Origin of the sequence: Actinomycetospora sp. CA-053990, assembly GCF_050948445.1 — a bacterium.
In the GTDB taxonomy this organism is placed as follows: Bacteria; Actinomycetota; Actinomycetes; order Mycobacteriales; family Pseudonocardiaceae; genus Actinomycetospora; species Actinomycetospora callitridis.
The window spans coordinates 2494990-2521125 of record NZ_CP192043.1 but is presented as its reverse complement, the minus strand read 5'-3'; the positions used below and the strand labels follow the sequence as shown (position 1 = coordinate 2521125).

The 26136-nt window shown below is 70.9% G+C and carries 33 protein-coding genes and 1 pseudogene; 17 read left to right on the top strand and 17 right to left on the bottom strand.

Features of this window, described 5'->3' with window-relative positions:
- Positions 1–37: 37 nt before the first annotated feature.
- The 3 genes from ACQPYN_RS12905 to ACQPYN_RS12895 are packed head-to-tail and all read left to right on the top strand — an operon-like array spanning position 38 to position 2606.
- Entirely contained in the window at positions 38–550 is a 513-nt protein-coding gene (locus ACQPYN_RS12905; RefSeq protein WP_433037390.1) for a CvpA family protein, read from the top strand.
- Positions 547–1728, top strand: coding sequence for a hypothetical protein (locus ACQPYN_RS12900; protein WP_433037387.1), 1182 nt, complete (start codon positions 547–549; stop codon positions 1726–1728). The genes ACQPYN_RS12905 and ACQPYN_RS12900 overlap by 4 nt, the downstream gene beginning before the upstream one ends.
- Before the next feature lie 41 nt (positions 1729–1769).
- A complete protein-coding gene (locus ACQPYN_RS12895; RefSeq protein ID WP_433037384.1) occupies positions 1770–2606 on the top strand; it encodes a hypothetical protein in 837 nt (278 codons plus the stop codon).
- Between the two features lie 13 nt (positions 2607–2619).
- On the opposite strand, the gene ACQPYN_RS12890 is transcribed toward ACQPYN_RS12895, so the two are convergent.
- Positions 2620–3270, bottom strand: a complete 651-nt coding sequence (locus ACQPYN_RS12890) for a maleylpyruvate isomerase family mycothiol-dependent enzyme (RefSeq protein WP_433037381.1) — start codon at positions 3268–3270, stop codon at positions 2620–2622.
- A gap of 292 nt (positions 3271–3562) precedes the next feature.
- On the opposite strand from ACQPYN_RS12890, the gene ACQPYN_RS12885 reads away from it, so the two are divergent.
- Positions 3563–3919: a MarR family winged helix-turn-helix transcriptional regulator gene (locus ACQPYN_RS12885; protein ID WP_433037379.1), complete on the top strand. Its 357-nt coding sequence runs from the start codon at positions 3563–3565 to the stop codon at positions 3917–3919.
- Between the two features lie 10 nt (positions 3920–3929).
- On the opposite strand, the gene ACQPYN_RS12880 is transcribed toward ACQPYN_RS12885, so the two are convergent.
- Positions 3930–4169, bottom strand: a complete 240-nt coding sequence (locus ACQPYN_RS12880; protein WP_433037376.1) for a hypothetical protein — start codon at positions 4167–4169, stop codon at positions 3930–3932.
- On the opposite strand from ACQPYN_RS12880, the pseudogene ACQPYN_RS12875 reads away from it, so the two are divergent.
- A pseudogene (locus ACQPYN_RS12875) lies at positions 4159–4662 on the top strand (VOC family protein); the annotation flags it as partial. The gene ACQPYN_RS12880 and the pseudogene ACQPYN_RS12875 overlap by 11 nt on opposite strands.
- A gap of 83 nt (positions 4663–4745) precedes the next feature.
- Positions 4746–4922: a hypothetical protein gene (locus ACQPYN_RS12870; protein WP_433039190.1), complete on the top strand. Its 177-nt coding sequence runs from the start codon at positions 4746–4748 to the stop codon at positions 4920–4922.
- Here the strand turns inward: ACQPYN_RS12870 and ACQPYN_RS12865 are convergent.
- Positions 4919–5701: a GAF and ANTAR domain-containing protein gene (locus tag ACQPYN_RS12865; protein ID WP_433037373.1), complete on the bottom strand. Its 783-nt coding sequence runs from the start codon at positions 5699–5701 to the stop codon at positions 4919–4921. The genes ACQPYN_RS12870 and ACQPYN_RS12865 overlap by 4 nt on opposite strands.
- A 297-nt stretch (positions 5702–5998) precedes the next feature.
- On the opposite strand from ACQPYN_RS12865, the gene ACQPYN_RS12860 reads away from it, so the two are divergent.
- Positions 5999–6571 carry a hypothetical protein gene (locus ACQPYN_RS12860; RefSeq protein WP_433037370.1) on the top strand — a complete coding sequence of 191 codons (573 nt, stop codon included), beginning with the start codon at positions 5999–6001 and terminating at the stop codon, positions 6569–6571.
- 9 nt (positions 6572–6580) lie between these two features.
- Here the strand turns inward: ACQPYN_RS12860 and ACQPYN_RS12855 are convergent, their stop codons facing one another.
- Genes ACQPYN_RS12855 through ACQPYN_RS12845 form a run of 3 tightly spaced genes read right to left on the bottom strand, consistent with a single transcriptional unit; the run spans position 6581 to position 7691 of the window.
- On the bottom strand, positions 6581–6973 hold the full coding sequence (locus ACQPYN_RS12855) for a VOC family protein (RefSeq protein WP_433037368.1): 393 nt from the start codon (positions 6971–6973) through the stop codon (positions 6581–6583).
- On the bottom strand, positions 6970–7260 hold the full coding sequence (locus tag ACQPYN_RS12850; protein WP_433037366.1) for an ArsR/SmtB family transcription factor: 291 nt from the start codon (positions 7258–7260) through the stop codon (positions 6970–6972). Before ACQPYN_RS12850 ends, ACQPYN_RS12855 begins: the two co-directional genes overlap by 4 nt.
- 41 nt (positions 7261–7301) lie before the next feature.
- Positions 7302–7691, bottom strand: a complete 390-nt coding sequence (locus ACQPYN_RS12845; RefSeq protein ID WP_433037363.1) for a tautomerase family protein — start codon at positions 7689–7691, stop codon at positions 7302–7304.
- A gap of 101 nt (positions 7692–7792) precedes the next feature.
- Here ACQPYN_RS12845 and ACQPYN_RS12840 point away from each other — a divergent pair, with 101 nt between their 5' ends.
- Positions 7793–8239 carry a winged helix-turn-helix transcriptional regulator gene (locus ACQPYN_RS12840; protein ID WP_433037360.1) on the top strand — a complete coding sequence of 149 codons (447 nt, stop codon included), beginning with the start codon at positions 7793–7795 and terminating at the stop codon, positions 8237–8239.
- Positions 8240–8373: 134 nt separating this feature from the next.
- On the top strand, positions 8374–9813 hold the full coding sequence (rox, locus tag ACQPYN_RS12835; protein WP_433037358.1) for a rifampin monooxygenase: 1440 nt from the start codon (positions 8374–8376) through the stop codon (positions 9811–9813).
- Positions 9814–9864: 51 nt separating this feature from the next.
- Here the strand turns inward: rox and ACQPYN_RS12830 are convergent, their stop codons facing one another.
- Together ACQPYN_RS12830 and ACQPYN_RS12825 are read right to left on the bottom strand one after the other, a co-directional pair.
- The gene (locus ACQPYN_RS12830; protein WP_433037357.1) at positions 9865–10173 is read right to left on the bottom strand and encodes a hypothetical protein; all 309 of its coding nucleotides are present in this window, start codon (positions 10171–10173) and stop codon (positions 9865–9867) included.
- A gap of 132 nt (positions 10174–10305) precedes the next feature.
- Positions 10306–10788: an ANTAR domain-containing protein gene (locus tag ACQPYN_RS12825; RefSeq protein ID WP_433037354.1), complete on the bottom strand. Its 483-nt coding sequence runs from the start codon at positions 10786–10788 to the stop codon at positions 10306–10308.
- A gap of 335 nt (positions 10789–11123) precedes the next feature.
- Here ACQPYN_RS12825 and ACQPYN_RS12820 point away from each other — a divergent pair, with 335 nt between their 5' ends.
- Both ACQPYN_RS12820 and ACQPYN_RS12815 read left to right on the top strand, forming a co-directional pair.
- Positions 11124–11342 carry a hypothetical protein gene (locus tag ACQPYN_RS12820; protein ID WP_433037352.1) on the top strand — a complete coding sequence of 73 codons (219 nt, stop codon included), beginning with the start codon at positions 11124–11126 and terminating at the stop codon, positions 11340–11342.
- The gene (locus tag ACQPYN_RS12815) at positions 11339–12034 is read left to right on the top strand and encodes a hypothetical protein (RefSeq protein WP_433037350.1); all 696 of its coding nucleotides are present in this window, start codon (positions 11339–11341) and stop codon (positions 12032–12034) included. The genes ACQPYN_RS12820 and ACQPYN_RS12815 overlap by 4 nt, the downstream gene beginning before the upstream one ends.
- Positions 12035–12324: 290 nt before the next feature.
- On the opposite strand, the gene ACQPYN_RS12810 is transcribed toward ACQPYN_RS12815, so the two are convergent.
- The 5 genes from ACQPYN_RS12810 to ACQPYN_RS12790 all read right to left on the bottom strand — a co-directional run bounded on the left by ACQPYN_RS12810 (position 12325) and on the right by ACQPYN_RS12790 (position 16494).
- Positions 12325–13077 (bottom strand): GAF and ANTAR domain-containing protein, encoded by a 753-nt coding sequence (locus ACQPYN_RS12810; protein ID WP_433037347.1) that lies wholly within the window; start codon positions 13075–13077, stop codon positions 12325–12327.
- Positions 13078–13659: 582 nt separating this feature from the next.
- Positions 13660–14388, bottom strand: a complete 729-nt coding sequence (locus tag ACQPYN_RS12805; RefSeq protein WP_433037345.1) for an ANTAR domain-containing protein — start codon at positions 14386–14388, stop codon at positions 13660–13662.
- A gap of 377 nt (positions 14389–14765) precedes the next feature.
- A complete protein-coding gene (locus ACQPYN_RS12800; RefSeq protein ID WP_433037343.1) occupies positions 14766–14978 on the bottom strand; it encodes an ANTAR domain-containing protein in 213 nt (70 codons plus the stop codon).
- A gap of 583 nt (positions 14979–15561) precedes the next feature.
- Positions 15562–15912, bottom strand: coding sequence for a hypothetical protein (locus ACQPYN_RS12795; protein ID WP_433037341.1), 351 nt, complete (start codon positions 15910–15912; stop codon positions 15562–15564).
- Positions 15913–16251: 339 nt separating this feature from the next.
- Entirely contained in the window at positions 16252–16494 is a 243-nt protein-coding gene (locus ACQPYN_RS12790; RefSeq protein WP_433037338.1) for an ANTAR domain-containing protein, read from the bottom strand.
- Positions 16495–17127: 633 nt separating this feature from the next.
- Here ACQPYN_RS12790 and ACQPYN_RS12785 point away from each other — a divergent pair.
- Positions 17128–18378 (top strand): hypothetical protein, encoded by a 1251-nt coding sequence (locus ACQPYN_RS12785; RefSeq protein ID WP_433037336.1) that lies wholly within the window; start codon positions 17128–17130, stop codon positions 18376–18378.
- Between the two features lie 35 nt (positions 18379–18413).
- Here ACQPYN_RS12785 and ACQPYN_RS12780 read toward each other — a convergent pair whose 3' ends face one another.
- The 4 genes from ACQPYN_RS12780 to ACQPYN_RS12765 all read right to left on the bottom strand — a co-directional run bounded on the left by ACQPYN_RS12780 (position 18414) and on the right by ACQPYN_RS12765 (position 23110).
- Positions 18414–19103 carry a hypothetical protein gene (locus tag ACQPYN_RS12780; protein ID WP_433037333.1) on the bottom strand — a complete coding sequence of 230 codons (690 nt, stop codon included), beginning with the start codon at positions 19101–19103 and terminating at the stop codon, positions 18414–18416.
- A 219-nt stretch (positions 19104–19322) separates the two neighbouring features.
- Entirely contained in the window at positions 19323–20030 is a 708-nt protein-coding gene (locus tag ACQPYN_RS12775) for a hypothetical protein (RefSeq protein ID WP_433037331.1), read from the bottom strand.
- Between the two features lie 1258 nt (positions 20031–21288).
- Positions 21289–22044 carry a class I SAM-dependent methyltransferase gene (locus ACQPYN_RS12770; protein ID WP_433037328.1) on the bottom strand — a complete coding sequence of 252 codons (756 nt, stop codon included), beginning with the start codon at positions 22042–22044 and terminating at the stop codon, positions 21289–21291.
- The gene (locus ACQPYN_RS12765) at positions 22028–23110 is read right to left on the bottom strand and encodes a hypothetical protein (protein ID WP_433037325.1); all 1083 of its coding nucleotides are present in this window, start codon (positions 23108–23110) and stop codon (positions 22028–22030) included. Before ACQPYN_RS12765 ends, ACQPYN_RS12770 begins: the two co-directional genes overlap by 17 nt.
- A 211-nt stretch (positions 23111–23321) precedes the next feature.
- On the opposite strand from ACQPYN_RS12765, the gene ACQPYN_RS12760 reads away from it, so the two are divergent.
- The 5 genes from ACQPYN_RS12760 (at position 23322) to ACQPYN_RS12740 (ending at position 26133) form a co-directional block, all read left to right on the top strand.
- Positions 23322–23726 carry a hypothetical protein gene (locus ACQPYN_RS12760; protein ID WP_433037323.1) on the top strand — a complete coding sequence of 135 codons (405 nt, stop codon included), beginning with the start codon at positions 23322–23324 and terminating at the stop codon, positions 23724–23726.
- A complete protein-coding gene (locus tag ACQPYN_RS12755; RefSeq protein ID WP_433038863.1) occupies positions 23726–24094 on the top strand; it encodes a WhiB family transcriptional regulator in 369 nt (122 codons plus the stop codon). The genes ACQPYN_RS12760 and ACQPYN_RS12755 overlap by 1 nt, the downstream gene beginning before the upstream one ends.
- Before the next feature lie 205 nt (positions 24095–24299).
- Positions 24300–25553 (top strand): hypothetical protein, encoded by a 1254-nt coding sequence (locus tag ACQPYN_RS12750; RefSeq protein WP_433037320.1) that lies wholly within the window; start codon positions 24300–24302, stop codon positions 25551–25553.
- Positions 25553–25777: a hypothetical protein gene (locus tag ACQPYN_RS12745; RefSeq protein WP_433037317.1), complete on the top strand. Its 225-nt coding sequence runs from the start codon at positions 25553–25555 to the stop codon at positions 25775–25777. Before ACQPYN_RS12750 ends, ACQPYN_RS12745 begins: the two co-directional genes overlap by 1 nt.
- The gene (locus tag ACQPYN_RS12740) at positions 25774–26133 is read left to right on the top strand and encodes a hypothetical protein (protein WP_433037314.1); all 360 of its coding nucleotides are present in this window, start codon (positions 25774–25776) and stop codon (positions 26131–26133) included. The genes ACQPYN_RS12745 and ACQPYN_RS12740 overlap by 4 nt, the downstream gene beginning before the upstream one ends.
- Positions 26134–26136 lie beyond the last annotated feature (3 nt).

Sequence of the window (26136 nt, the reverse complement as noted above, 5' to 3'; positions counted from 1 at the left end):
CGACCCCGGGACATGCAGGGACATCGAGGAGGCTCCCGTGACCGTCGTCGACCTGGTGGTGCTCGCGGTGGTCCTGATCGCCGCGCTGCGCGGCTGGCGCCGTGGCGGCACCGGACTCGTCCTGCGCGCCGCCGGCGCCGTGGCCGGCGTGCTGATCGCCGGCGCGCTCGCCCGCTGGCTGGTCCCGCTGCTCGTCGCTCCCGACGCGACGGTCTCGCGCGGGGCGATCATCATCGGCGCCGCGCTCGTCGGCGCCCTCGTCGGCTGGGGCGTGGGCCGCCGTCTCGGCGAGACCCTCGCCGCCCGCCGCGGCGGTGGGTTCCGCCGGCCCGGTCTGCCGGACCGCGCCCTCGGCGTCGTCGCCCACGGCGCCCTCGCGCTGATGCTGCTCGTGCTGGCCGTCGGGGTCGTGTCCGCGTTCGGTCCCACCGGGCTGGGCGACGCGGCCCGCGACAGCGCGGTGCTCGGCGCCGCCGCCGCGCACCTCCCGAACCCGCTCACGCTGCTCCCCTCCGGGAGCGCCACGCTCGCCGCCGGGGGTGCGCGATGAGCCCGATGACGAACGCCCGCTCCGCCCTCACCTGGCCCCGCCTGATCGGCGCGGCCGCCGTCGGCCTCCTGCTCCTGACGTGGATCGCCTCCGGCTCGTTCGTCATGGCCCTGCTCGTGCTCGTCCTCGTCGCCGGCACCGCCGGGCTGGCGTGGATGGTCGTCTCCTCCACCGGACGCGGTCCGCGCGGCGGCGACGGCTCGTCGGAGGTGCTCGAGGCGCTGCCGACGACGGATCTCGCCCCGCCCACCCCGTCGGACCGGGTGCGTCGGGCCGTGCGCCGGCTGCTCGGCCGGCCTTGGGTGCACGGCGACGGGCTCATCCGTGCGGCCGCCCGCCGGCTCGCGTCCGAGGAGTCGCTGGTGTGGACGCCGCGCGGCCAGCGCGTCGCGGCCCCGCACCTGTGGGTGGAGTTCCACCCCGACGACCTCGCCGACGTGGCCGCCCGCTGGCCGCTCGAGGTGCTCGCCGACGAGCTGCTCTCGGGCTACCTCGAGCACGCCCGCGACACCGACGCGCGCCGCCTCGCCGAGCGCACCTTCCTGCACCTGCTCGCGGGGGCCGACGTCCCGGTCGGGCGCGTGCTCGTCACCGCGGCCTTCTCCCGGCCCGCCGCGACACCCGTGGCGACGACCTCGGCGGTGGACCCGACCCCGTCGTCGCTGTCGTCCCCGCCGGCGGCAGCCATCGCGGCGACCCCCGTCGCGCCCCGCATCGCGGCCGACGGCTCCGGCCGTCCGCCGTCCTCACCCGGGCCTCGCCCGGCCGTGCCGCGGGCAGGCGGCCGGCCCGGGCGGGCTCTTCCGCCCCCACCTCGGCCGGCTCAGGCGCGGGGGCCGGCCGGGGCTCCCCGGGACACCGTCGGGGGGTCCCGGGGAGCAGGCGGTGCCCGCTCCCCGTACGTCGAGGAGCACACCGAGGAGCACACCCAGAAGCACACCGGGAAGCCCGGGACACGGACGACCGTCGTCACCCCGACCGCCGGATCCCGGCCCGGACCCCGACCCGGCGCGACGCTCGTGCAGCGGGTCGCCGACAGGGCCCGTGACGCCGCCCGGGACGCCACACGCGGCCGTGCCCCCACCCCCGTCGGCGGTCCGCGCGACGAGGAGACCCGGGCCCGTCCCCGCGTATCCTGGGGTCGGCCGGCGGAACCCCGCCGCGACGGGGGCGGCTAGGGGCAGCACGGCCCTCCCGCCCACGGTGGACGGGAGGTGTCGTGACTCGACCGGTCGCCCGCGCTCCGCAGGCACCCGCCCCCGGCACCCCGCGCATGGCCCTCGGCGGCCTCACCGTCCTCGACGTCCGCACCGAGCGCGCCCAGTCGGTCCCCTGGGGCGAGCGGGTCACGATCGGGCGTGGCGACGGCACCGGCCGCCGGCCCGGTGAGGGCGCGGGCGCCGCGCGGCACGTCGCGGTCCCCGACGACCGCGTCTCACGCCTGTCCGTCGAGATCGAGGTGCGCGACGACGCCTACCTGATCATCAACCGGCAGCGGCACGGCGGCCTGCTGACCCTGTTCGTGCCCGGCGTCCCGGGCAAGGACCGCATCCGCACCGGCAACGGCCTGCTCGTGCGCGACGACCGTTCCTCGCTGGGCCTGTGGTTCCCGGACGGCCAGGAGCTGACCCTGGCGCTGCTGCGCTTCGCCCCGACCGCGGCCGCGGGCGTGACCACCAGCGGGGGCCTCGCCGGCGGCCGCACCATCGACACCTCGCTGCCCACCGCGGAGACCTGGTGGTCGGTGCTGGTCGCGGCCTGCGGGCCGACGCTCATCGCCGCCGCGACCGCCGGGGCGGGCACGTCGCGGGAGGTGCACGGCGACGCCGACCAGATCGCGGAGTGGCACCGCGCCGAGGGCCGCCCCGCGCCCAGCCCCAAGACGCAGAGCGAGGCCTTCCGGCACGCGCAGCGCTGGCTGAGGGGCCTGCGGCTCAACGACAAGACGCGCGGCTGGCGCATCGCGGTCGTCGAGCAGGTCATCCACCTGCGGCTGGTGACGATCGACGACGTGCGCCTGCTGTTCCCGAGCCAGGCACCTCGCGCGACCCGCTGAGCTGATCGATGGGCTACTCGCTGAGATCCCGGTCCGGCAACGCACCGAGCGTGGCGAAGGCGTCCAGGTAGGGCTCCACATCCCCGCGCACCGTCCACGCCCGCAGCTGGGCCGCGGAGCGCCGGGCCATGAGAGCGCGGGCGAGGTCGAAGTCCGTCGCCCGGACCTCGACCGCCGGCTCGCCCTCCCCCGACACCCACGACCACCCGTCGCCGACGAGCGCGATCGGGGGCGCCCCGGGGTCGAGCCGGGCCGCGAACCGCGCGGCGAAGCGTTCGCGCATCGCAGCCATCGCCGGGGTGTCCTGCCCGCCGGGCACGACGAGCGCGCCCCGCAGGTCCTGCTCGTGGATCGTGATGTCACCCAGCGGCCGGGTGCCGTGCTCGGCCATCCAGGCGCGCAACGGCTCCGCGAGCCCCTGCCACTCGGCCACGAGCGCGTCGATGTCCCGGTCGCGCCGGGCCTCGACCTGGCGCGCGGTCCACGCCTCGTTGTGGTCGTCGGGCTCGTCCCCGGCGACGACGTCGGCCCCGAGGCCCACCATGTGCGAGAGCAGGTCACGGACCGTCCAGTCCGGGCACGCGGGCACGGTCGCCGCTGCACGGGGCGCGGGCAGGCCCGTCACGAGGTCGATGACGCGCTCCTGTGCGCGTGTCCATTCCACGATGCCGTCCACGGGATGGGACCCTCTCACCCGGCGCTACCGTGCGTGTCGACGAAAACCGACCGAACGTCCGGTGAACTGAATCGGTCGACCGCTCGTCGCCCTACTCGCACGTCACACCGAGTTGTGTGTCACTCGGTTGTGTCAGAGTGGACGAATGTCACGCGAGGGGGACGGGACGATTCCGGAGGGTGGCCCAGCCACCCCTGACGCCATACGCCACGCGCCGGGCTATCTCGCCCGGCGCCTCCACCAGGCCTACACGGCCGCCTGGGCCCGCAGGGTCGATCCGGTGCTCACCGGACCTCAGTACTCCGTGCTCGTCACGGTGGACGCCCATCCGGACCTCGATCAGGGCTCACTGGCCCACACCGTCGCGCTCGACCGCTCCACCATGGCGGACGTGTGCCGGCGGCTCGAGGACCGCGGACTCATCGCGCGCACGCAGGCGCCTGCGGACGGGCGGCGCAAGCTGCTCGGGCTCACCGACGACGGACGGGAGGCCTTGGCCCGGGTACACCGCCGGGCACGCGAGCTCGAACAGGAGCTGATGGCGGAGCACGCCATCGATGTCGACCAGCTCCTGGTCCACCTGGACGCCCTGTCCCGGCGATGGGAGACCGTCGCCTCCGCGGGGCCGTCCGGCTGATCCGCCCGGCTCAGCGCCCCGGACCCCGGCGCTGACCCTCCAGCCGCTGCGCCCTCATCAGCAGCATCGCCGCGCCCGTCACGAGCGCCGCGGCCACCGCGACCGTGAAGATCGCCCATGGCACGAAGGCCCCGGTCGCCAGCGCGAACGCCCCGAAGTACAGCGCGGCCGCGACGTAGATCGCGACCTGGAGGCGACACAGGAACCGATTCCGGTCGGTGTCGTTCGGCGGCCACGCGATGCCCGGCATGCGGAGCACCGTACGCGGCGGTCCCGACCGCACCCCGCTCAGGCCGCCGACGCGAGGACCACGGCGCCGCCGCCCTCACTCCGAGCGTCGCCGTACCGTCGCCGCCGTGCCCCCGACACCCGCCGTCGACCACCTCGTCGTGGCCGCCACCGACCTCGACCACGGCGTGCCGGCCCTCGAGGAGCAGCTCGGGGTCCGGCTCGGAGCGGGCGGTCGGCACGCCGGCTTCGGCACCCACAACGCGCTGCTGAGCCTGGGCGGGAGCACCTATCTCGAGCTGATCGCCGTCGACCCCGAGGCCCCCGCACCGGGCCGGCCCCGCTGGTTCGGGCTGGACGACCCCGGCGTCCGGGCGCGCCTCGCCGACGGCCCGCGGCTGCTGCACTGGGTCGCCCGCCCCGCCGTCCTCCCGCCCGGCCCCGACGACCACGGCGAACGGCTCCGGCTCTCCCGCGACGCGCTGTCGTGGACGCTCACGGTGCCCGCCGACGGTGCGCTCCCGGCGGTGGCAGCGGACGCGTTGGCGGAGCCGTACCGAGCCTCATCGCCTGGGACGGGGCCCACCCCACCGACGGGATGCCCGACGCCGGCGTCCGGCTCGAGCGCCTGGTCCTCGCCACGCCGGACGCGCCCGCGCTGCGCCGCCGGCTGGCGGCTCTCGGACTCTGGGGCTGCGTCACCGTCGCCGACGGACCGCTGCTCCTGCGCGCCGAGCTCCGGACGCCCGGCGGCCCGGTGGTGCTGGAGAGCTAGCTGCCGGACGGGGACGGTCCGACCGACGAGGCGTCGAGCCCGGCGGGGTCCGCGGACCCGCGGGGGGCACCCCGGCGCGCGACCTCGCTGAGGAGCCAGCGGGCGACGTCGATGAGCTTGAGGTTGGTGCTCTGGGAGGACTCGACGAGCATCTGGAAAGCCTCGGTCTCGTCGACCCCGAAGCGTTCCATGAGGACGCCCTTGGCCTGGCCGATGACGTCGCGGCTGTCGACGGCCCTGCTGAGGTGGACGGCCTGCTCGCTGCCGTGCACGAGCATCGCGGCCTGGACACCGAACAGGCCCGCCAGCAGCCGCGCCTCGGAGTCGAACACGCCCGGCTCGGCGGCGTAGAGGTTGAGCGCGGCGCGCATCCGCCCGTTCGTCGTGAGCTGGGTGGAGAGCATCGAACGGTAGCCCGCGGCCACCGCCGCCGGCGCGAACCGGGGCCACCGCTGCGCGTCGACCCCCGCGAGGTCCTCCGCGATCACCGCGCCGTCCTCGGCCGGGCACTCGAGCGCGGTGACGCAGGGCCCCTCGTGCAGCTCGCCCTGCAGGCGGTCCAGCTCGGAGATGCCGCGGCTGGTCGGGTTGCGGGAGTCGATGATCCCGTCCTCCGTCACCGACAGGCCGCCGGCGGTCGCGCCGGGCACCGTCTCCACGGCCGCCGAGACGATCTCCGACAGCGTCTGTGGGAGATCCCGGATGCTGCGTCGGTCCAGGAGGGTCCGGGCTGCTCTGCGCAGAGCGACGACGAGCTGATCAGCCTGCCCCGGGTGCACCGTGCGGTCCCCCACCTTTGCGGTCGCGACGAGAGAGGCGGGGCGGCCACCGGACGACGTGCCGCACTGCCGGTCTCGTCACGCGCGCGCCGACGACCCGTCCCGGGCGGGGTGCCGGCGACCGTCGGCGCGGAGAGACCTGGCAAGCGCCGGCCGTGCCTGCGCCCCGATCCACGAAGCGGCCGTCTGCTCGACCGCGGCGCCGCTACTTTACTGGTACAGCGTGTGGCGGTCATCCGGGACACGGCACGTGGGGCGGACACAGGAGTCCGTCGACCGCGATGGGACGGTCAGGCGGTGATCCGACGGGTGGACGGGCAGTTCGGCGTCGGCCCGACCGCGGCGGAGGTCGCCGCCGCACTGCCGGGCGACGACCTCGTCCCCGCCGCCCAGGTCGTCATGGACCGTGGCTTCGCGCTCCCCGGCCCGCCCGACCTCGTCTGGCCGTGGTTCGACCAGCTCGGCAAGGACCGCGCCGGGTGGTACCTCCCGCGTCGGGTGGAGACGCTGGTCCCCCGCTCGCGACGGGCGCTGCGCCACCTCGACCCCGGGATCCCGTCCCTGCGCCCGGGCGACGTCATCGCGGACTGGGGCGGACCGGGCGCCACCTTCGAGATCGTCACCCACCGGGCCCCGGAGGTCCTCGTCCACCGGTCCGCGCGCGGGGACCTGCGGATCAGCTGGACGATCGCGCTGCGACCCGCGGGCGCGGCAGGCACGCGGGTCCATCTCCGGTTCCGCATGGCGGGCGTCCGCCGCGTGCGCCTGGCCCGGGTCGGCGGCGGGCTCCTCGACCTGCTCACCGTCGCGGGCCTCGCCGCGGGGCTGCGCGAGCGGATCCTCGATCAGGAGAGCGACGGCACGACCTGAGGCAGCCGCCTACCCCGACTGATGGACGATCTGGATGAGGTTGCCGCAGGTGTCGTCGAGCACGGCGGTGGTCACCGGCCCCATGTCGACGGGCTCCTGGGTGAAGGTCACGCCGAGAGCACGCAGCCGGTCGTACTCGACCTTGACGTCGTCGACCGTGAACTGCGTGAACGGGATGCCGTCGGCGACGAGCGCGTCCTTGAAGGGCTGCACGGCCGGGTGCCCGCTGGGCTCCAGCAGCAGCTCGGTGCCGCCGGGGTCCTCCGGGGACACCACGGTGAGCCAGCGGTCCTCGCCGCCCAACGGGATGTCGTGCTTCGTGGCGAAGCCCAGGACGTCGACGTAGAACCGCAGCGCCTTCTCCTGGTCGTCGACGAAGACGCTCGCCATCTGGATCCTCACGTCGGTTCCTCTCCCCTGTCCCCCGCGAGCCAGCGCTCGGCGATCGTCCGCAGCGGTCCGGTGTCGATGTGGTGGAACTTGTACCGGCCCTCGCGCGTGGTCCCGACGAGGCCGGCGGCCTCCAGCACGTCGAGGTGCTGCGAGATCGCCTGCCGCGTCGAGCTGAGCCCGTGCTTCATCGTCAGGCGGCCACAGAGCTCGAAGAGCGTCTGGCCGTCACGGTCGGTCAGCTCGTCGAGGATCGTGCGCCGGGTGGGGTCGGCCAGGGCCTTGAAGACGTCGCCCACGGCCGGAACATTAGGCAAGTCACGACTTGCCTGTCAACGACTCACAGGATGGCGCCGACGTCCTCGCTGCTCTCGGGGAGGATGGCGCCGGCCTCCATCACGTTGGCGCCCGGGATCTCGACGATGAAGATGCCGAGGTCCTCCTTGGCGTCGCCCGTGATCGCGCACCAGGCGTCGGCGAGACCGTTGATGAGCTTGGCGCGCACCTCGGGCGAGCGACCGGACCGGATCAGCCCGACCATCCGGGGCCCCTCCACCGCCTCGCCCGCGACGAACACGCTGCCGGGCGCGACCTCGGTGAACGAGCACTGCACGTAGGTCCCCGGGGCGCCGGTGACCTCGGCGTGGACCGTGGTCATCGCGGCGGCCACCTCGGCCTTGTGCTGCAGCGTCGCTCCGCCGGTGGGCACGGTGAACTGATAGAAGGGCACGTCATCCTCCATGGGTCGGACTCGATTCGAGTCCGACCGTGACAGAGCTCCGGCGAGCGCGCAACCTGCTGGGACTCGAAACGTGTCCTACCCTGGTGCGCGTGAAGCACGACGATCTGCAGGACGTCTACTGCTCGGTGGCCCGCACGTGGTCGGTGATCGGCGAGCGCTGGACGATGATGATCCTGCGCGAGTGCTTCCGCGGGGAGCGCCGCTACGACCACTTCCGCGACAAGCTGGGCATCGGCAGCAACGTCCTCAACGACCGGCTCCGGCTGCTCACCGCGGAGGGCGTGCTGGACCGCGTTCCGTACCAGGACAGCCCGCCGCGCCACGAGTACCGCCTCACCCGCAAGGGCGCCGATCTCTACCCGGTCCTCGTGACGCTGATGAGCTGGGGCGACACGTACAAGAACGACGTCGCCCCGGTGCGCCTGATCCACCGCACGTGCGGACACCCGGCCGAGGCGCGCGTGACCTGCAGCCACTGCGCGGAGCCGATCGCCTGGCGGGAGATGACCGCGGAGCTCGAGCCCGGGGCCTGGTAGGGCGGGCGTCCCTCTCCCCACCTCAACGTATCGCGGCCGACGGGGCTTGCGGCAAGGCCCGGGTCGTTCCGCACACTCTCCCGGCTCGTGCCCTGACCTGCCGAGATCCTGACCTGCCGAAACCGGGAGACCTCGTGATCGACGTGATCATCGTCGGCGGTGGACCGACGGGGATGGTGCTCGCCGCCGAGCTGCGCCTGCACGACGTCCGGGTCCTCGTCCTGGAGAAGGACGCGGAACCCACCCCGGTCGTCCGCTCGCTCGGGCTGCACGCGCGCAGCATCGAGGTGATGGACCAGCGGGGCCTGCTGGAGCGGTTCCTGGAGCTGGGGACGACGCACCCGATCCGCGGCTTCTTCGCCGCCCTCCCCGCCCCGCCGCCGGAGCGGCTCGACACCGCCCACCCCTACGTCCTGGGCATCCAGCAGCCCGACACGGACCGCCTCCTGTCCGAGCACGCCGTCGAGCTCGGCGCCGAGGTCCGGCGGGGCTGCGCCCTGGCCGGTCTGGAGCAGGACGACGAGGGGGTGACCGCCGTGCTGGCGGACGGCAGGCGGCTGCGGGCCCGCTACCTCGTCGGCTGCGACGGCGGCCGCAGCCCGGTGCGCAAGCTGCTCGGCGTCGCCTTCCCCGGCGAGCCCGCCTCGGTCGAGACGCTGCTCGGCGAGATGGAGGTGACCACCCCGCAGGACGAGGTCGCCTCGGTGGTGGCGGGGATCCGCGCGACCCAGTCCCGCTTCGGCCTCGGGCCCCTCGGCAACGGGACGTACCGCGTCGTCGTGCCCGCGGACGGCGTGAGCGAGGACCGCTCGACCCCGCCGACCCTCGACGAGTTCCGCCGGCAGCTCCGGGCCACCGCCGGCACCGACTTCGGCGTGCACTCGCCGCGCTGGCTCTCCCGCTTCGGCGACGCCACCCGGCAGGCCGAGCGCTACCGGGTCGGACGGGTGTTCCTGGCCGGCGACGCGGCGCACGTCCACCCGCCGACCGGAGGGCAGGGCCTCAACCTCGGCATCCAGGACGCGTTCAACCTCGGGTGGAAGCTGGCCGCCGAGATCGGCGGCCGGGCCCCGGACGGGCTGCTCGACAGCTACGAGAGCGAGCGGCACCCCGTGGCCGCCGACGTCCTCGTCAACACCCGCGCCCAGATGGAGCTGATGTCGACCGACCCCGGTCCCCAGGCGGTACGGCGGCTGATGACGGAGCTGATCGAGTTCGAGGACGTGAACCGGCATCTGGTCGAGAAGATCACCGCGATCGGCATCCGCTACGACGTCGGCGGGCATCACCCGCTGCTGGGCCGGCGTCTGCGCGACATCCCGCTCGGCCGGGGTCGTCTCTACGCCCTGATGCACCGGGGCCGCGGGCTGCTGCTCGACCAGACCGGCAGGCTCTCGGTGGCGGGACACGCGGATCGCGTCGACCACGTCGTCGAGACCAGCGAGGAGCTGGACGTGCCCGCGGTCCTGCTGCGCCCCGACGGGTACATCGCGTGGGTCGGTGACGACCAGGAGGATCTGCGCGGGCCGCTGGCCCGGTGGTTCGGCGCTCCGACCGCGACGGAGATGCGCTGACGCGACGACCCGGCCGAGCACGTCTCGTCACATACGGAGGTCGGTGTCGTGTCACGGGCTGAGGAAGCTCGCTTCGACCTCGACGAGCCTGATCTGCCGCAGCTCCAGACCGGCCGCGGCCTGGTTCTCGGCGTTGTCGGCCACCTCCCGACGGAAGGCCTCGGCGGCCTCGCGGGAGGTGAAGGTGACGACAGCAACGCTTTCTCGGGCCTCGCGATCCATCATCCAGTGCCCGCTCACGACGCCACCGTGCCGGCGCACCCCCGGGACGATGAACTCGTGCAGGCCCTGCCGGCTGATGGCCTCTCGGGTCAGGTCTCTGCCGAAGGTCGCGATGGTCGCGTAGCTGGCGTCGCTCATCCCCTCAGAATCCCGAGAGGTCGCCGGGGAGCCAAGACTCCCGGGAGCCGGTGGAGCCCCTGACGCAGGAACGAGGCCCGACACCCTTCCGGCACCGGACACCGTCGGATCACGTCACGACCGGCCGCCGTCTCAGGGCGTCCCGGGGGGCGGTTCGGCGGCTCGACGGAGCTCCTGCGCGTCTCGCCGTTCGGCGTCGGCCCTCCGACGGGTGATCCGCGCTCGCTCACGGGGATCGGTGGCGCCGGCGTGGCGGGCGCCCGTCTCGCGCCTGTCGGCGATGCGGTCATAGGTGCGGGCGAGGGCCTCAGCCGTCTCGGCGAGACGCAGGTAGGCCTTCCGAGCCAGCTCGATGGAGTTCTCCGACCGCGCCAGGAGCTCAGCTTGCTCGGCGCGGTGTCGGGCCGTGACGCACAGCTCGCGGTCGACGGCCAGGTCCCGGTCACAGACGTGCCGGGCCACATCGTGCAGTGGGATCCCGGTCGCGTCGGCGTACGCCCGCAAACCCTGGTCGGCCTCATCGAGGTCCACGAGGTGCACCTCCGCCAGGACGCCTTGGGCCCGCAGCACCTGGATGTCGCGCCAGTCGCCTGGGTTCAGCTCGTGGTCAGCCATGGGACCTCGTCGGCCCGGGCTCTCGACCTACACGAGAGTGATCTACGACAGGGACCGGGCCGACGCTCTCGCTCCCGAGTGTGGTCCGGGTCGCCTCGATGGTCCAGCCGTCGCCGCGGGGTTCGTCCGGGTCGCCACTCCGACGTCATCGACACACGGGTCGGCTTCGGGGTCTCCCTCGGTGGCGCGGGGCTCTGACCTGCCGGGCCGTTCGTGCCGGTGCAAGCGCCCCGTGACGGCGTCGTGCCGCCGATCCACGGCGATCCGCTGCCCTGCTCCACCCTCATCTGGTCAGGGTGATGCGGCGGGGCCGGGCAGCCGAGGACTCTGCCGAGATGACCGGAGTGCTCCGTGCTGGTGTGGACCGCGACGCCACCACGGTCGGGGCGACGGCGATCGCCGACGTGCGCCGGGCGGCCCCGCCGCTGCATGACGTCGCGGCGCCGGCGGGCACCTGCATCGAGTACTGGTGCGACACGCGAGCACGACAGACAGCGGCCGGAGCCCCATCGGGCGGGCCGGAGCGGGCCACCGAGGTCCGGGAGTCGCCGTGACGTCCAGGACGGCCGACGGCACAGCGCGGGATCGCCTTCGATGGTGGGACGGGCGCCTCCTGGCCACCTGGATCGCCGTCAACGCGGCGGCCTACATCATCATCGTTGCCGGCGGCATCGTCCTCGAGACGGTCGCGTCGAGCGTCACCAGGAGCCTGGCCGAGCAGCACCGCGTGCTGGGAGTGCTCGTCGTCGCGGTGCTCGGAGCAGGCCTGCACGGTGTCGTCCTCGGACGCTGGCAGTGGCGGCTTCTCGTGACCCGCATGCCGACCCTGACCCGGCGTCAGTGGGTCACCGCGACGTTCGTGCCGGCGCTGATCGTGTGGCTGCTGGCGATCGCACCCGAGGCGGTGGACATCCTGGCCCAGGGCGGGGACACACTCGCCGTCTTCAAGAACGGCTTCGTCCAGGCCCTCGTGCTCGGCCCGCTCATCGGGCTCTCCCAGGCGACCGCGTTGCGCGCCGACACCACGCGGTGGATGTGGTGGTTCGCCGCCAACGTGACGACCTACCTCGTCGGAGCAGCCGCCTACGAGTTCGGGAGGTTCTTGCTCGCCGGGTTCGCTCCCGGGTCCTGGATCACCCCGGCGTTCCCGCTGCTCGGGTTCCTGATCCACGGGATGTGGATGCTCTGGGTCACCGCACCCGAGGCCACGGCGTCCGGACGCCGCACCGATCTTCGCCCGGCATGACGAAGGCCCTGGTCGGCGGCTCGTGCGAGCCTGTGACCAGGGCCTCGGTGCGTGGGCGATACTGGTATCGAACCAGTGACCTCTTCGGTGTGAATGAGCCTCTGCTCATCCATCAAGCCCCGTCTCGTACTCCCGCGTACGGCTTGACCTGCTGTTTCGTGATGCAGCGTCCGGCTGATGGGGGGCACTTCTCGTTGCTCATGCTGCCTGGATGCTGCATTGGTCTTGTCCTTGGCGTTGGCAGCCGGTGGCGTGTCTTGGCCCCGGTCGGCGCAGTGGCTGTCGGTGTATCAACCGGCGCCAGATCCGACATCGCGTTCCCCTCGGGCGCAATCGAGGTCGAGTCCTCTGCGCACGACGTCGTCGGCGACGGCGGTGAGACGCCGCTGACTCCCGCGGGCGTAGGCGCGGAGGATTCTGAAGGCTTCCTCGGGACTCACGCGGTGGTGCCGGGCGAGATAGCCCTTGGCCTGCTCGATCACCAGGCGGGTCTCGAGGGCGCGGCTGAGGTGGCTCGCGTGATGGCTGCCGTAGAGCATCAGGGCGGCCTGGACCCCGAAGAGCCCGGCGACCCTCCGGGCCTGCTCGTCGAACGCGTTCGGGGCGGCCGAGTAGAGGTTCAGCGCCGCGCGGAGGTGCTCGTCCGCGGAGAGCTGGGTGGACATCAGCGACCGGTACCCGGACTCCACGGCCCGCGGAGCGAACCGTGGCCACCGGAGGGCGTCGTCGCCGGCAAGGTCCCTGGCCAGCACGACACCGTCGCCCGCGGGATCGTTCAGGGCGGTCATGCACGGCCCTTCGTCGAGGTCGCTCTGTGCCCGGTCCAGCTTCTCGATCTCCCTGCTCGTGGGGTGACGCGTCTCGACCAGGCCGCCGCGGCACAGGGAGATGCTGCCGGCGTCCACCCCCGGGACGGTGTCGACGGCGGAGGCGACGATCTGGGCCAGCGTGACCTCGAGGTCGTAGATGCTGTGGTGGACGTCCAGCCGCTGGGCAGCGTGGCGCAGAGCAACGACGAGCTCGTCGGACTGATCCGGGTCCATGAAGCGGTCCCACCTTCGAGACTTGCGGTGGGGACACAGCCGGCAGCACGACGACCGTGTGCCGAACAGGTAGAGCCGAAGCGCCATGCGCTGCGCTCTACCCTCCACCTCAGTCCGGTGGTTCAGGACGCACATGTGGAGCGGGACCACCGGGCGCGCACCCTCGCGAGGGACGGGCACCCATGTCCGAGAACGGACCGAGATTTCGACCCGCACCGCCGACGGTACGTGGGACGGACGCAGCTCGACCGGTCTCGGTCTCGCAGTGCGCCCAGCGGCTCGCCGGAGGTGATCGGGAGCCGTTCGCGGTCCAACTGGCTCCTTCTCGCGTCCCATGGACCGTGCTCGGGTTCTCTTCCCGACCTCGGCGAGGGGGAACGCGAACACCAGGTAGGCCACCAGGAATGCCGGTCGGGTCAATCGGCATCGACCCAGGCCTCACCTGCGGGGACCGCAACGGGGGCCTGGGCCGACCCGCACGGCTGCTTTGGTGAACCGAGTACCGGTTCATTGCGTGATCCGGTTTGCTCAGTCTGCCCGATGGTTCTCAACGTCGAAACCGCTGGACTTGCAGCGGAGACCTCACTTGGGGGCGACGGTGTTGCGCTGGCCTCGCTCGTGGGCGAGCCAGTGGGCGACGTCGTGGAGCTTCATGTTGGTGTCCTGCGACGAGCTGACCAGCATCTGGAAGGCGGCGTCGTCGGTGACGTCGAAGCGCTCCATGAGGATGCCTTTGGCCTGGCCGATGACGTCGCGGGTCTGCAGGGCCTGGTTGAGGCCGGCGGCGCGGTCGGCGCCGTAGAGCAGGGTGGCGGCCTGCAGGCCGAACAGTCCGGCGGTCAGGCTCGCGTGGTCGTCGAAGACGTCGGGGCTGTCCGAGTAGAAGTTGAGCGACGAGCGCCAGCGGCGGGTGACCGACAACGAGATCGACAACACCGACCGGACACCGAGCTCCACCGCGCGCGGGGCGAACCGAGGCCAGCGTTCCCTGTCTGGGCCGGCCAGGTCGTGGGCGACGAAGATGCCGCTGGGTGGGGGCTCGTCTGCTGCGCTGACGCACGGCCCCTCGTGGAGTTCCGCCTGGAGGTCGTCGACGCGGCGGCTCTGGTCGTCGGACGAGTGACTCGTGCTTACCTTGCCGGCCTCGGTGCGGGTGATGCCCCCGCCGGTGGCACAGGGAACGGTCTCGACGGCGGCCTCGACGATGCGGTTCAGCATTTCGTCCTGGTCGTGCTTCGCGCCGTGCTCGACCAGCCGTTCGACAGCACGTCGCATCGCGGTGACCAGGTCGTCGTTGCTGCTCACGGTCATCGTGCGAATTCACCCTCCGCAGTCGTCACAGCGCCCGGACGGGCGGCGCGCCGGGGGCTGGGGCGAGCTGTTGGCCTGCGGCTACGTTACGTGTACGTCGGTGCAGGTCACCACCGCCGGCTGAGCCCTTCGCCGGGCAGACCAGATGACATCGGACTCGCCGGCCCCCTGCGCCCCGGATCACCTCGCGCGAAGAACCGGCGAGGGCCACGTCTCACCAAGTGGCGTGCACCCCGGTCAGCGAGCAGGGACCTCGGTGAACGGCGTCCCCGCCCGCCGGGGGGCTCAGCGGGCGGGGACGCCTCTTCCGGGCGCATGAACGTGACCGGGGGTGAGGGTCACGCCGTTCGCACCCGTGATCAGTGCGGGGTCCGCGCTCAGCACGTCCCAGCGATGTTCGGGTCCGACGGCGCGGCGAGTTGTGGGGCGAGCACCTCGTCGGCAATCCAGCCGAGGGAGAGTCCGCGGCTCTCCGCGCGAACGAGGAGGATCATCGCCGCCTGGTCGACCGACACCCCGAGGCGCGCAGCGAGCACACCTTCTGCCTGGTGGACGACATCGTCGAACTGCTCGGGGTCCAGGGGGTCCACGCAGTCTCCTCTCGCTCGTCGACCTCAACTGATGAGGACGTCGACGGCGGGGGCAGGGCCGACGCGTGCGTCGTCAAGGGTGAGGGCCGACTCGCATGCTGTACAGGTCCAACCAGCGCGTACATGTGCTCGCTTGGTGGACACCGTTGTCCTGCACCACTGCGGGACCCTCGAGACACTGGTGCGCACAGACCCGTCCTGCCCACCCGGACGCGTGCTCGGGGTCTCTCCCTCGGCGCCGCGGGTTCTGTCCATCCCGGGCGCCCATGCGGGTGCACGCGCCCCTCTCGTCGTGAACCGCCAGCTGAACCAGAAGGGCACGTCTGCCCGTTGCCTGTCGGCTCGATGCGCTACTCCTCCGCGCCCCGTGACAGGCATTCACAAGGTCCTTGCGCAGGACCTCAGGCGATCTTGGTCGTTGCTGCCGCTACCAGCGGAAACGGTCTCTCGCAGTGCTAATGCGCGCGATCCTGTTCCGTCGTGGTTCCGCGGTCCGTGCAGTACGGGTCACCGACGACCCGGTACAACGCCTGAGAACGCCAGGTCCCGGCCGCCGCGTTCAGCGCGTGTGCGGGGTCCAGTTCTAGCCATCTCGTGTGTCGTCGCCGGCTCTTCTGCTCGGGCCGACCGACGCGTCGGCCTCACGGTCGATCTCGCCTTGCTCTCGGCGCGCTTGCCGACGCTCGCGATTCAGCGCCTCGCGGCTGCGGTCGATACGATCTTTGGAGCGGGCCACGGATTCGGTGCTGCGGTCCAGCGTGGCGTTGGCGCGGGCGAAGCGGTCTATGACCGGCAAGCTGCTGGCTCGCGCCAGCTCGTCGAAAGACGCCTCGCGAGTGTCAGCCCGGGTCTCTCGCGCGTCGGCCTGCTGTTCACGCTCGTCGGCGCGGACCTCTCGTTGGTCGGCCTCGACCTCCCTCTCGTCGGCGGCCATGTCGCGAGTGTTGGCGGCTCTTTCCCGAGCGTCGGCGGCCCTGTCTCGTTCGTTGGCGGCTCCGTCTCGGGCGTCGGCAGCTCGGTGTCGGGCGTCGAGATGGGCGTTCCCCTCCTGGGGGTTTGCATCGTTGTCGGGCGTTGTGTGTCGGCGGTGAAGGACCGTCTCGACGACAGCTTCTCCCGTGAGGGACGTAGGACGTTCCCGGTCGTCGCTCATGATCTCGCCCAAACCATCACAAACACCTCACGATGCGTCCGGTTGTGCGGTCACAACGAGCCGCGGCGAGCGGGCGGTGCTAGCCAGCCGGCGCGACGCTCCGCCGTGATCGAGGAAACCTCAGTTCAGTACCGCGGCTCGTGCCTCATCGAGCATGTTGCTAGCGGCGTCGTGCACAGGCAATCGCGAGGCCTTCGCCCGTCGCTCGATCGCGGCCACGGCCTCGTCAATGCTGATACCGAGTCGCGCCGAGAGCATCCCCTCGGCCTGGTGGAGCTCGTCGTCCTCGTGCCACGTCAGCTCGTAGCCCACAAACGCGTCCATCGATCCGCCTCTCGTCGTGGCTGCCTTGGCGTAGCGCACGGCGGGGTCTTGGCCGATTCTGACCGCTCCACGGTGCTCGACTCGGTGCGATCCGTCCAGCTCCGATCGTGTGGCCTCGGGGTCTCTCCCTCGGCGGCGCGGGCTCTGCCCTGCCGGGCCGCCCGTGCGGGTGCAAGCACCCCGGTCGTCCTGAACCGCCGGCTGTGGCTCCTGGTGGTGCTTGCGGCTGTGCGGGCGGTCTGGCAGCCCTCCGGCGCGTCGTCGTGGGTGAGGCCCCGCCCCGACCACCACCTCTCCCCTGCCGCCGGCTCGGTTGCTGTCGGGGGCTCTCCTGAGGTCGGTGCCCTGGGTGAAGGGGCGGAGCGCCCTTCCCGCCGGAGGCTCGTCCTGCTTCCGGTCGCCGCCATGGTCCAGGGCCTCGCTGCCGCCGCCGTGGTGGGCGGCCCGGGGGCCGGCCGCGCGGCACGGGACGAAGTCAGGAGTGAGAGCGTGGCCGGCCCGGAAGGGCCGGCCACCCCCGGCGCGCCAGCGCCGGACGTGACCGCTGGTGGTGCCCGGTGAGCGGGCGGGTTCTCGGTAATGGGCGAACAGGTCTTCAGTAATGGGCGAACAGGTCTTCACAAGACCAGGCAGCGCCGGGGAGCCAACGAGCGCCTGACCCCGGGTGAGCGGGTGGCGAAGGCCCAGCACCGACGCGACACCCGCTGGGCCCGCCGGTCGCAGCTGCGGCCCATCACGAGCCTGAGGCGCGTACGGAACTGCGGCACGCCGCTCGACCCCGACGGCGGGGTCACCCTCGCGCTCACGAGGGGCGAAGACGGCTCCCGGTCGGCCGGCTACTCCGGGCTCGCGTCGTGCGGTTCTGTGTGGGCGTGCCCGCAGTGTGCCGCAAAGATCGCCACTCGGCGGGCTGACGAGCTGTCCAAGGTGATGCGCGCGGTCGACGAGGCCGGCGGCTCGGCGTTCCTGCTCACGCTGACCATGCGCCACGCTCGAGCAGACCGGCTCGGCCTAACCAAGGATGAGCGCGCCCGGCTGCGACACCTCGAGGAGAACCGGGCGAGCTACGAAGCGGCCAACGCCAACCACTGGAACTTCGACGAGCGCGAAGCGGAGGCCGAGGCCATCGAGGAGCAGACCCTGCGTCAGGCCCGCGGCTGCTGGGACGTCCTGTCCGACGCCTGGGCACGGGTCACGTCCGGCGGGGCATGGCAGAGCGACCAGGAGCTGTTCGGCGGCCTGCTCGGCTGGGCGCGGGTCGTGGAGGTCACCGACGGCGACAATGGTTGGCACGTCCACATCCACGCCTTGCTCTGCTTCGGCGAGCAGGTCTCCGCCGAGCTCGTCGCCGGCTCGGTCGGCGCGCGCATGTTCTCCCGCTGGCGCGCGGCGTTGGAACGCAAGGGCTTCGACGCCTCCGAAGAACACGGCTGGGACCTGCGCCGGGTGCAGCTCGGCGACGGCGACCTGGCCGACTACTTCACCAAGATCGCCCACGAGGTCACCGGCTCACACCGCAAGGAAGGTCGGCGCGCAGGCGGCCGGACCCCGATGCAGCTCCTCGCGGACGCCGTCGACACCTACGAAGAATCCTCGCTAGCGCGGTGGTGGGAGTGGGAGAAGGCTAGCGAAGGCCGGCGCCAGCTCACCTGGTCCACCGGCCGCCGCGACCTACGCAAGCTCGCCGGGTTAGGTACCGAGGCGACCGACGAGGACATCGCCACGGAGGACCTCGACGCGGAGGTCCGCCTCGGGCTGAGCGGGGACGCGTGGGCTTGCGTCGAGCGCTCAGGGCTTGGGTCAGAGCTGTTGGCGGTTGCCGAGGACGGTGGTCTGGATGCAGCCCGTGTATGGCTCAGCGGTCGCAGTCTCGACTGGATCGACGACCCGCAATCGAAGTGCCCGCGACCTCTCAACCCGTGAGATGGCTGGCCGGCGGCTGGCATCAGAGCGAACAGTCAGTTCTTAGGTGGGCAAAGCGGTAGAGGTTCGACGGAGGCGCCAAGTTGAAACTCAGCCTCTGAATACTCTGGCCCGTTTGAGCAAAACTGTCGGTAAATGATGTTCGACTTCGGCATCCGCAGAACACCACGCTCATCTCGTTCGTAATATACGACTTCAGTGGGAGTTTCACTCAGAACAAAGACCGTGATCGGCCCTTGACTCCTTGTCACGAGGGCCTCCGGCGCGAGCCACATCCCTCTAGTGGCGACCGCGCCGAGAACAACTACCGCAAGGATTGTCACGACGAAACCTCGTTTGTGGATCGCGTCGTAATACCATGCGCGCCGCCCGGCCGGCGACCCGTTCGGATCATACTCGACGTCTGGGTCGATGCCGGCGAAGACCGCACCGAGAAAAATCACGGCCTGCATGACTCCAACGATTAGAATATTCGTGTAGAACATCGGCAGGGTCAGGAGTATAGCCACGATCGTGAGCAGTCCCGCCATGCCGATCCAGAATGGTGGCCTGTCGCGAATCAGTCGCCCTACGTAGAACGCGGCAACAGCACCGAACAGGACCGACAGAGCGATCGAGATATCGACGAATATGATCGCCGCGAAAGTCGTGGGTGGCGTGAATTGTACGATTGCACGGGCGGTAGACAGCTCAAAGTTCGCAACCACAACCGCGCGAAGGCCCATGGCAGGTAATAGGAGCAGCGCGACAAGAGCAAGAGAGTCCCGAACCACCCCAAGCTGTCCGGATTCCGATAGCCGCGTTAGCGAAAGCGGCGGAGTATCATCTAACGGTGTCTTGTGCACTGGCTCGGGAGCACTACTAGTCCCACGGAACGCACTGTGAGGAGGCCTGTGCCCACTTGGCGTCATTCGCTGAGCATATCCCCCTGCTACGGGCGGGGATCAACTGGTCTGGCTGACACCTTCCTCGTCTTCTCTTGTTGCGCCTGGACGACGAGTACCCTTCTTGGCATACGCAGACTTGTATTGCTCCGCCGGGAGCCAGGGCCATTCCTTGTCCTCGCGGTTCATCCCTGGGTGAAGATGCCCGCTAGGTAGTGCACTGATTCCGAGTTCCTCCCGCATGGCGTTCCGCATGAAGTGGATCATTTCCTGGGTCTTGAACCACCACGGTACGTGATCCATGAAATAGCCGTCCGAAGCCGACTCCTCTGCGACCTCCGAGAGGGCCGCCGAGACTCGGCCAGCAAGGTCCACCACATCCGCCGACGCGATTAGCTGTACTTGTCGCAGTGCCGGCTCCAACTCCTCATCCAGTCGCACCCGGAACTCAAAGACGCCTTGGTCGACGAGCTGTTTATCTTCCTCGCTCGGCGCACCGGCGTTCTGATCGTAGGCGAGAAAGATCGCGGTCCCGTCAATCTCCTGCAAGAGATCTTCCGCCAATCCTAAGTACTCGGCGTATAACTTGCGTCGGTCTTCCAGCCAACGACGATCGTCCTCTCGCCTCTGCTTTGCCACTTCGTTCCGTCTATTGATGGAGCCAGTTAGGAGCACGCCACCTAGGCCGCCGATTAGCGTGAAGACGCCGGTAAGAATGGCCGGAAGTGCAAATGACAAGGGTTGTCCTCCGTCGGGTCCGGCGGGCACGGGCTAGAACTTGGGCGCCCTGGCGTCGGGGTCTTCTAGCTTGCAGGTGCCCGGCGGGAAACGACGCCACTGTCGCCGCAACGTTGTACGCGGTGTAGAGCCCCAGCCCGATCACGATCGCGGCCTGCACGCCACGGCTGGAGATCGGGGTCGCGAACAACATCGTCACCGTCGGGTTCCTGCGCGGCGCGTCGTGGGCGGCGCGTGGGCTGCGGGTGCCCTGGCCGACGACCCGCGACGACGACGGCGGGCAGTGGCGGCGACTACTGGGGCGCGGACTCTCGGGTTCGGCCCTTGGCACACCTCCGACAGCTAAGGGCCATCACCATATAGCTGCTCAGCGCCGGTAGGTACTCTCTCGTCGCTGTGAGCGAGGACGAGGTCACGAGGAGAGCCGGGTCGGCCAAAGGTCCGAACTACGACGACCTGCATGCCACGTTGGTCGGCGCGATCCGTTACGTACCAGCGGGCCAGTCGCTGGACGCTGCCGCGCATGAGGCGTTGCTTCGACTCAGGTCCGCGGGGCTTCCGGTCCCACCTCGACCGCCTGACGACCCGGTCCCCGCGGACGGGCCGCCGTTCGCGCAGGGCCTCGCCGACGCCCCGCCGCACCCGGAGGAGCCGGCCTAGGAGATGTTGGGGGGGGACGATGGATGTCGGGGACGTGATTGCGCTTGTCGCTCTTGTCGTATCAGCAGGACTGAGCGCTTGGGCTGCGATGTCGGCAGCACGGGCGGCCCGTGCTGGACGAGACAGCGCAGACGCGGCACAGCAGTCCCTCGCGGTCGCGCGATCGCAGGCCCGGTACGCAGCGGAACAAGTCAGCATCTCGCAGGGACTGCGGGATGACCAAGACGCGCCGGCTTTGCGGATCACACTCGAAAAGGCCGACAAACTCGGGGAGTGGATTCTCCGCGTCAAGGTGACAGAAGCGCGCGGCATCTACGAAGTCAGGCCGATCGTCGAGGAGGCAACTGGTAGCTGCCGCCTGGCGCCAGGGGTCCGCTTGGGTCGAGATGTTGCAGTCGGAGACCAGCCGGCGGTGCGACTGAGCAGCGGCGGAAGCTTTGGGGTTCGCATCGCAACAAAGACTTACCTCGATCGCTTATGGCTTCGCCTCGTGGTTGCCTCCACTGAACTCCTCGACGGAAGCAGCTCGGATTCCCCTCGGACGTGGTACGCCTCGTGCGAGCGGAGCTTGACCCGAGACGATGCGACAGTTCCGCCGATTCTCGGTGGTCAAGTAGAGGAGGAGTGATTACTGTCCGGCGCGGATAGCAGTGATCAGCAGGAATAGCGGCTTCTTGAAATTGTTTCGCCACCACTCGTCGGACTGAATTCGCTGTGCGGACGGGTGCGGCTCATTCAGGCCTGCGATCAAGAAGCCCGCTGCAGTGAGCGCCGCGGCATAGAACTCCAGCGGACGAAAGTTCATATGAACCTCGTCGGGAGACTCAATGCCGGCCACGTTGAAAGGCTGCGAGATGGTTCGTTCCGTGAAGTAGGTCGACACGGGAATGGAGCCCGAGGCATCGCGTTCGGCGTGAGCTGTGTAGAAGCAGGGATGAAGCATGAGCGCGACAAGCCTCCCGCCCGGGCGAAGAACCCGTCCTAACTCAACGAGCGCCCGTCCTGGGTCTGCCACATCGCTCAGGACGTGATTGCAGACGACGAGGTCGAAGCTGTCGTCCGGCTCTGGAAGGTCTTCGAGGCTCGCGACCGTGTACCGCAGGCCCAGGCGCTCAGCGTCCTCGTGCGCTCTGGCAGCGGTGATCAGAGAGTCGGAGATATCGACACCGACGACCCGCGCTCCTCGCTCAGCGAGGAGCCGACCCATGTAGCCCTCGCCGCAGCCGGCGTCGAGCACGTCGAGACCCTCGCACGGGGCGACGGCGTCGAGCACCGCATCGTTCGTCAGCTCGGTGCGGTAGCGGTCCAGACCCTCGCGGATGATCTTGACCCAGAAGTCGGCATTCTGCGCGTAGGTGTCGGACCCGCTACCACTGCTGGTCAAAGCTGCTGCCTCCGCGAACGCTCGCCGTGCCCTCAAGCTCCGTGAGGATAGCGTCGCAGGCGGTTGCCGCCTCCGGCAGAGAGACCCGCTCACGGCGCGCTCGCAGCGACGCACGGAGGTCGTCGCGGCGGAGTCCGAACGTCTCGTCGCGGCCCACGATCGTCGGGATAGACGTCTTCGCGAGGTAGATCAGGTACGCGTCGTTGTAGCCCTCGACCTCGCGGATCACCTCGTCTGCCGTGTGTCGGAGCAGCAGGGACCGCGGCAGGGAGAAGTCGGGTGTGGGCTTGGCGTCGTGCGTGTAGGTGGGGAACGCCCAGTCCTCGACCATCGCCAGTAGCGGGGAGGACTTCACTGACCGGCTGTAGCCGGCGGCCAGGTCGGCGTCGTTGGTCGCCATGATCTGGCCGATCACTGAGCTGCGGAACGCGAGTGCGGTGTTGCGGCTGACCTCCCCGGCCTCGACGCTCGCCGGCTCTCCGGTGCTCCGCGAGATGTGGTGCATCAGGTTGGCCTGCGCCACGATCGCGTGGAACGAATTCGAGCGACCGCTGAGCTGATCGACCATGGTCGAAGCTGCTGCGACGAGCGGGCCGGCGTCGACCAGCAGAGCATCGCTGTCGTTCGTGCCGAACACGAAGCCGAGCGCGTAATCCTGCTCCCGGCCCCAGAAGCGGGCCAGGTGAGCGGCGGCCTGCCGGATATCCCCGTCCATCACGCACGCGGCGGTGTCGAGTGCGTTGCTCAGGTACTGCTCGGGGACCCGGCGCTCCTGGACGAGCCGACGGAAGGCCCGGGTGTCGACCTCGACGTCCTGGGCGCTGAGACGGTCGGCGAGCCTGTTGCGACGGTCTGCGAGCGAGTAGCCCAGGACGTACTCACCGACTCCAGGCACGACCGCCACGATGGCCTGCAGCGAGCTGCCCTTGACGCGATCGAGCCAGTCCGGGTTGTCCCAGAGCCGACACACGGTGCTCTCGTCGAGTCCGGCGAGAAACGCGACGTCAGCCATTCCGAAGCCGGACGACTCGGCGATCCGCGCCAAGGATTTCGGTGCGACAGCCATAGCCGTGATCCTCAAATTCGCGGGCGAGCAACTGTCTCTATTCTAGACAAGACGACCGCGCGGAACAAGGGTGTTTGCGTGCGCGCAAGTGGCTCCCGTCGAATCGGGCCGCGGGCGTACAGGGAAGCGTAGGTGACGCATTAAGGGGCCGCATCCCAAGCTGTTTCTGTCGCCGCATACGGCGGTGACACACAGAGGGGATGGCGAAGAAATGTTCGAATTCAACGCGCCGATCGACACCGGACAGATGCAGGCCATCGCCACGGGCCACGCGCAGACCATGGAGCGCTGGGAGGACGGCCCGAACGGCCGCCGCTCCTCGGGCCAGCCGCTGATCGACGAGGCCACCAACGCGCCAGTGCGGATCTACGACGTGATGCTGCCGACCGGCCGCGACGGCCGTCACGAGCTGCACGGGGTCCGGGTGGCCTCGCACGAAGTGCCGGAGCTGGTGCCCTACTCGCCAGTGGAGCTGCCCGGTCTGAACGCGAAGGTTCGTCAGGCCCGCAACGGCGGCAAGGGCGTCGAGGTCTCCTTCACCGCCGACGCCATCGCCCCCGCCGCGGTCTCGGCCCCGCGCCCGACCCGGCGCTCGTCCGAGGGTGAGGCGGCGTGATGCGCTGGCAGACCCGCGGCTCCTGCCGCAGCCAGGACCCGGAGCTGTTCTTCCCACCCGACGAGGGCCAGGGCCTCGACGAGAGCTCCGCGGTGCAGGAGCAGGTGGCCGCTGCCCGGCAGGTGTGCCGGTTCTGCCCGGTGCAGCGTGAGTGCTTGGCCTGGGCGCTGGACTCCGGTCAGGACTACGGCATCTGGGCGGCCACCACTCCGGGCGAGCGTCGCCTGATGCGCCCGCTGCGCCTGGCAGGCGTGCCCGATCCGGTCGCCGACGCCGAGCCGATGTGCCCGGCGTGCTCGCTGCTGTTCCCGATGCCCGCGGTCGACGGCGAAGTGTGCCCGGCCTGCATCGAGCGGGGGGCGGCCTGATGCCCCGCCCGCTCCGCGCTCCCGGTTGGAGGGCAGGCGGCTTCCACTGGTGCGCCGGATGCCAGGGCTCCGGTCGCTCCCGCTACCGCAGCTGGGGCCGCAAGGGCTGGACGACCAAGTCCGGCCGCTGCCCGATGTGTCGGGGCAAGGGCGGCCGGTTCCAGAACCACGACGCCCGCGGGCGCGGCTCCATGGGGAGGATGCGATGACCACCGACCACAACGGCGCTCTCGCGCCTCGCCGGCCGGTCTGCGACGGCGACGCCGGCCGCCGCTCCGGGCTGGGCCGGCTGCTCGACCGCCGGCGCGCCTGGTTCGAAGAGCGGCGCTACCTCGAGGAGTGCTCCCGCTACGCCGCCGCCGTGCGCTGGGAGTTCCGCGACGCCTGCGAAGCGCTGCGGGTCTGCCAGTGGATCGACACCCCCACCGGCCTGTTCGTCCGCACCCCCTACGTCCGCCACGTCACCGTCGGGCCGCCGGTCACGTTCACCGTCGAGCTGATGCCCGGACAGCGCTGTGCCGACATCGCCGAACAAGGAGCACGCCTCGCCGAGTCCCTCGGCGGCGCGGGTCTGCGCGTCGAGCCGCTGGCCGGCCGCTACGCGAAGGTGACGCTGCTGGACCGCGACCCGCTCTCCGATGGGTTTGCGTTGCCGCCGTTCTCGCTGGGCTCGGCTACCGAATGGCTTCTCCTGGGCCGCGACGAGGCTGCCACAACCCTCGGGCATGCCATCTCTGAGGCGGTGCACGTCGCGGTGCAGGGCATGACCCGCTCGGGGAAGACCTCCGCCTGTTACGGGTGGCTGTCCTCGCTCGCCGCGGCCGCTGACGTCCTGGTGGCCGGCGTGGATCACACCGACCTGCTGCTCGGCCGCCCGTGGGACGGCACCGCACACCGCGAGTGGCAGTCCACCGGATCGGCTGCCGAGGACGTGGCCGCCCACGCCGACCACCTCGACCGCCTCGTCGGGGTCATGCGCAGCCGGCGAGACCGCATGGGCCGTTACACCGACCGAGTCACCACCAGGGCCGACTGCCCGGTGATCCTCTGCGTGCTGGAGGAGTACCCGCAGCTGCTCGACCTCGCCGACGCCCAGTCGAGCAAGGCCAACCCGCTCGGGCAACGCATCCGCATGGCTGTGAAGGCCATGGTGGCCGAAGGAGGCAAGTACGGGCTCCGGGTGCTGATGCTGGCCCAGCGTTTCGAGGCCACCGCCGTGGGCGGCGGATACGTCCGCGACCAGTTCGGGCTGCGCATCTCGTTCTCGGTGCCGACCGACTCGCTGGTGATGCTGCACGGCGAGGACGCCCGCGAGCATGCCGGCACTCATGCCGTTGCCGATAAGGGCGTGGCTCTGGTCTCTGGCCCCGGACGTCCGCTGACCCGCATGCGGGTGCCGTTTCTCGGCGGTTACCGCGAGTACGTCCAGCGCATCGAGACCACCGGGCGGGCCGCCTGATGAGCCTCTTCGCGCTGATCGTGATCGCCGGGCTCGTCACCGCGCTGCTGGTCAAGAGCCACAAGACCGCCCCCGCGCTGTTCGCCGGTCTGCTCACCGCCGGGCTGGTGTTCGCCGCCTTCCCGACCCTCGGTCCGGCCGTCACCAGCGGCACCGCCGAGTTCGCCCACCAGCTCGGCGCCGCCACAGACCGCGCCGCGAACCTCCACGAGGAGACCCGATGAACGACAAGCCCCTCAGCCTCGCCGGCTGTGTCGCCGAAGCGGCCGAGACCGTCCGCGAGGCCAACCACGCCACGATGCAGGCCCCGTTCGCAGCCAACGACGCCTACGACGTCGTCGGCCACGTCGGCGTCCTGGTGCACCGACACGGCCAGCTCCTCGACTTCCTGAGCGATCAGCTCCGCCGGGCCGACCCCGCCGGCTACTTCGACGACCGCGGCCACGACCCGGCGGTCGCGCTGTGCCACGCCCACGGCGCCCTCACCGATGCCCGCGGCCTGGTCGCCGATGTCGGGGCCTTCCTCGACCGCGCCCACAACGAGCTCGGCCACCTCGGCCGCATTACCACGGAGGACTGACCC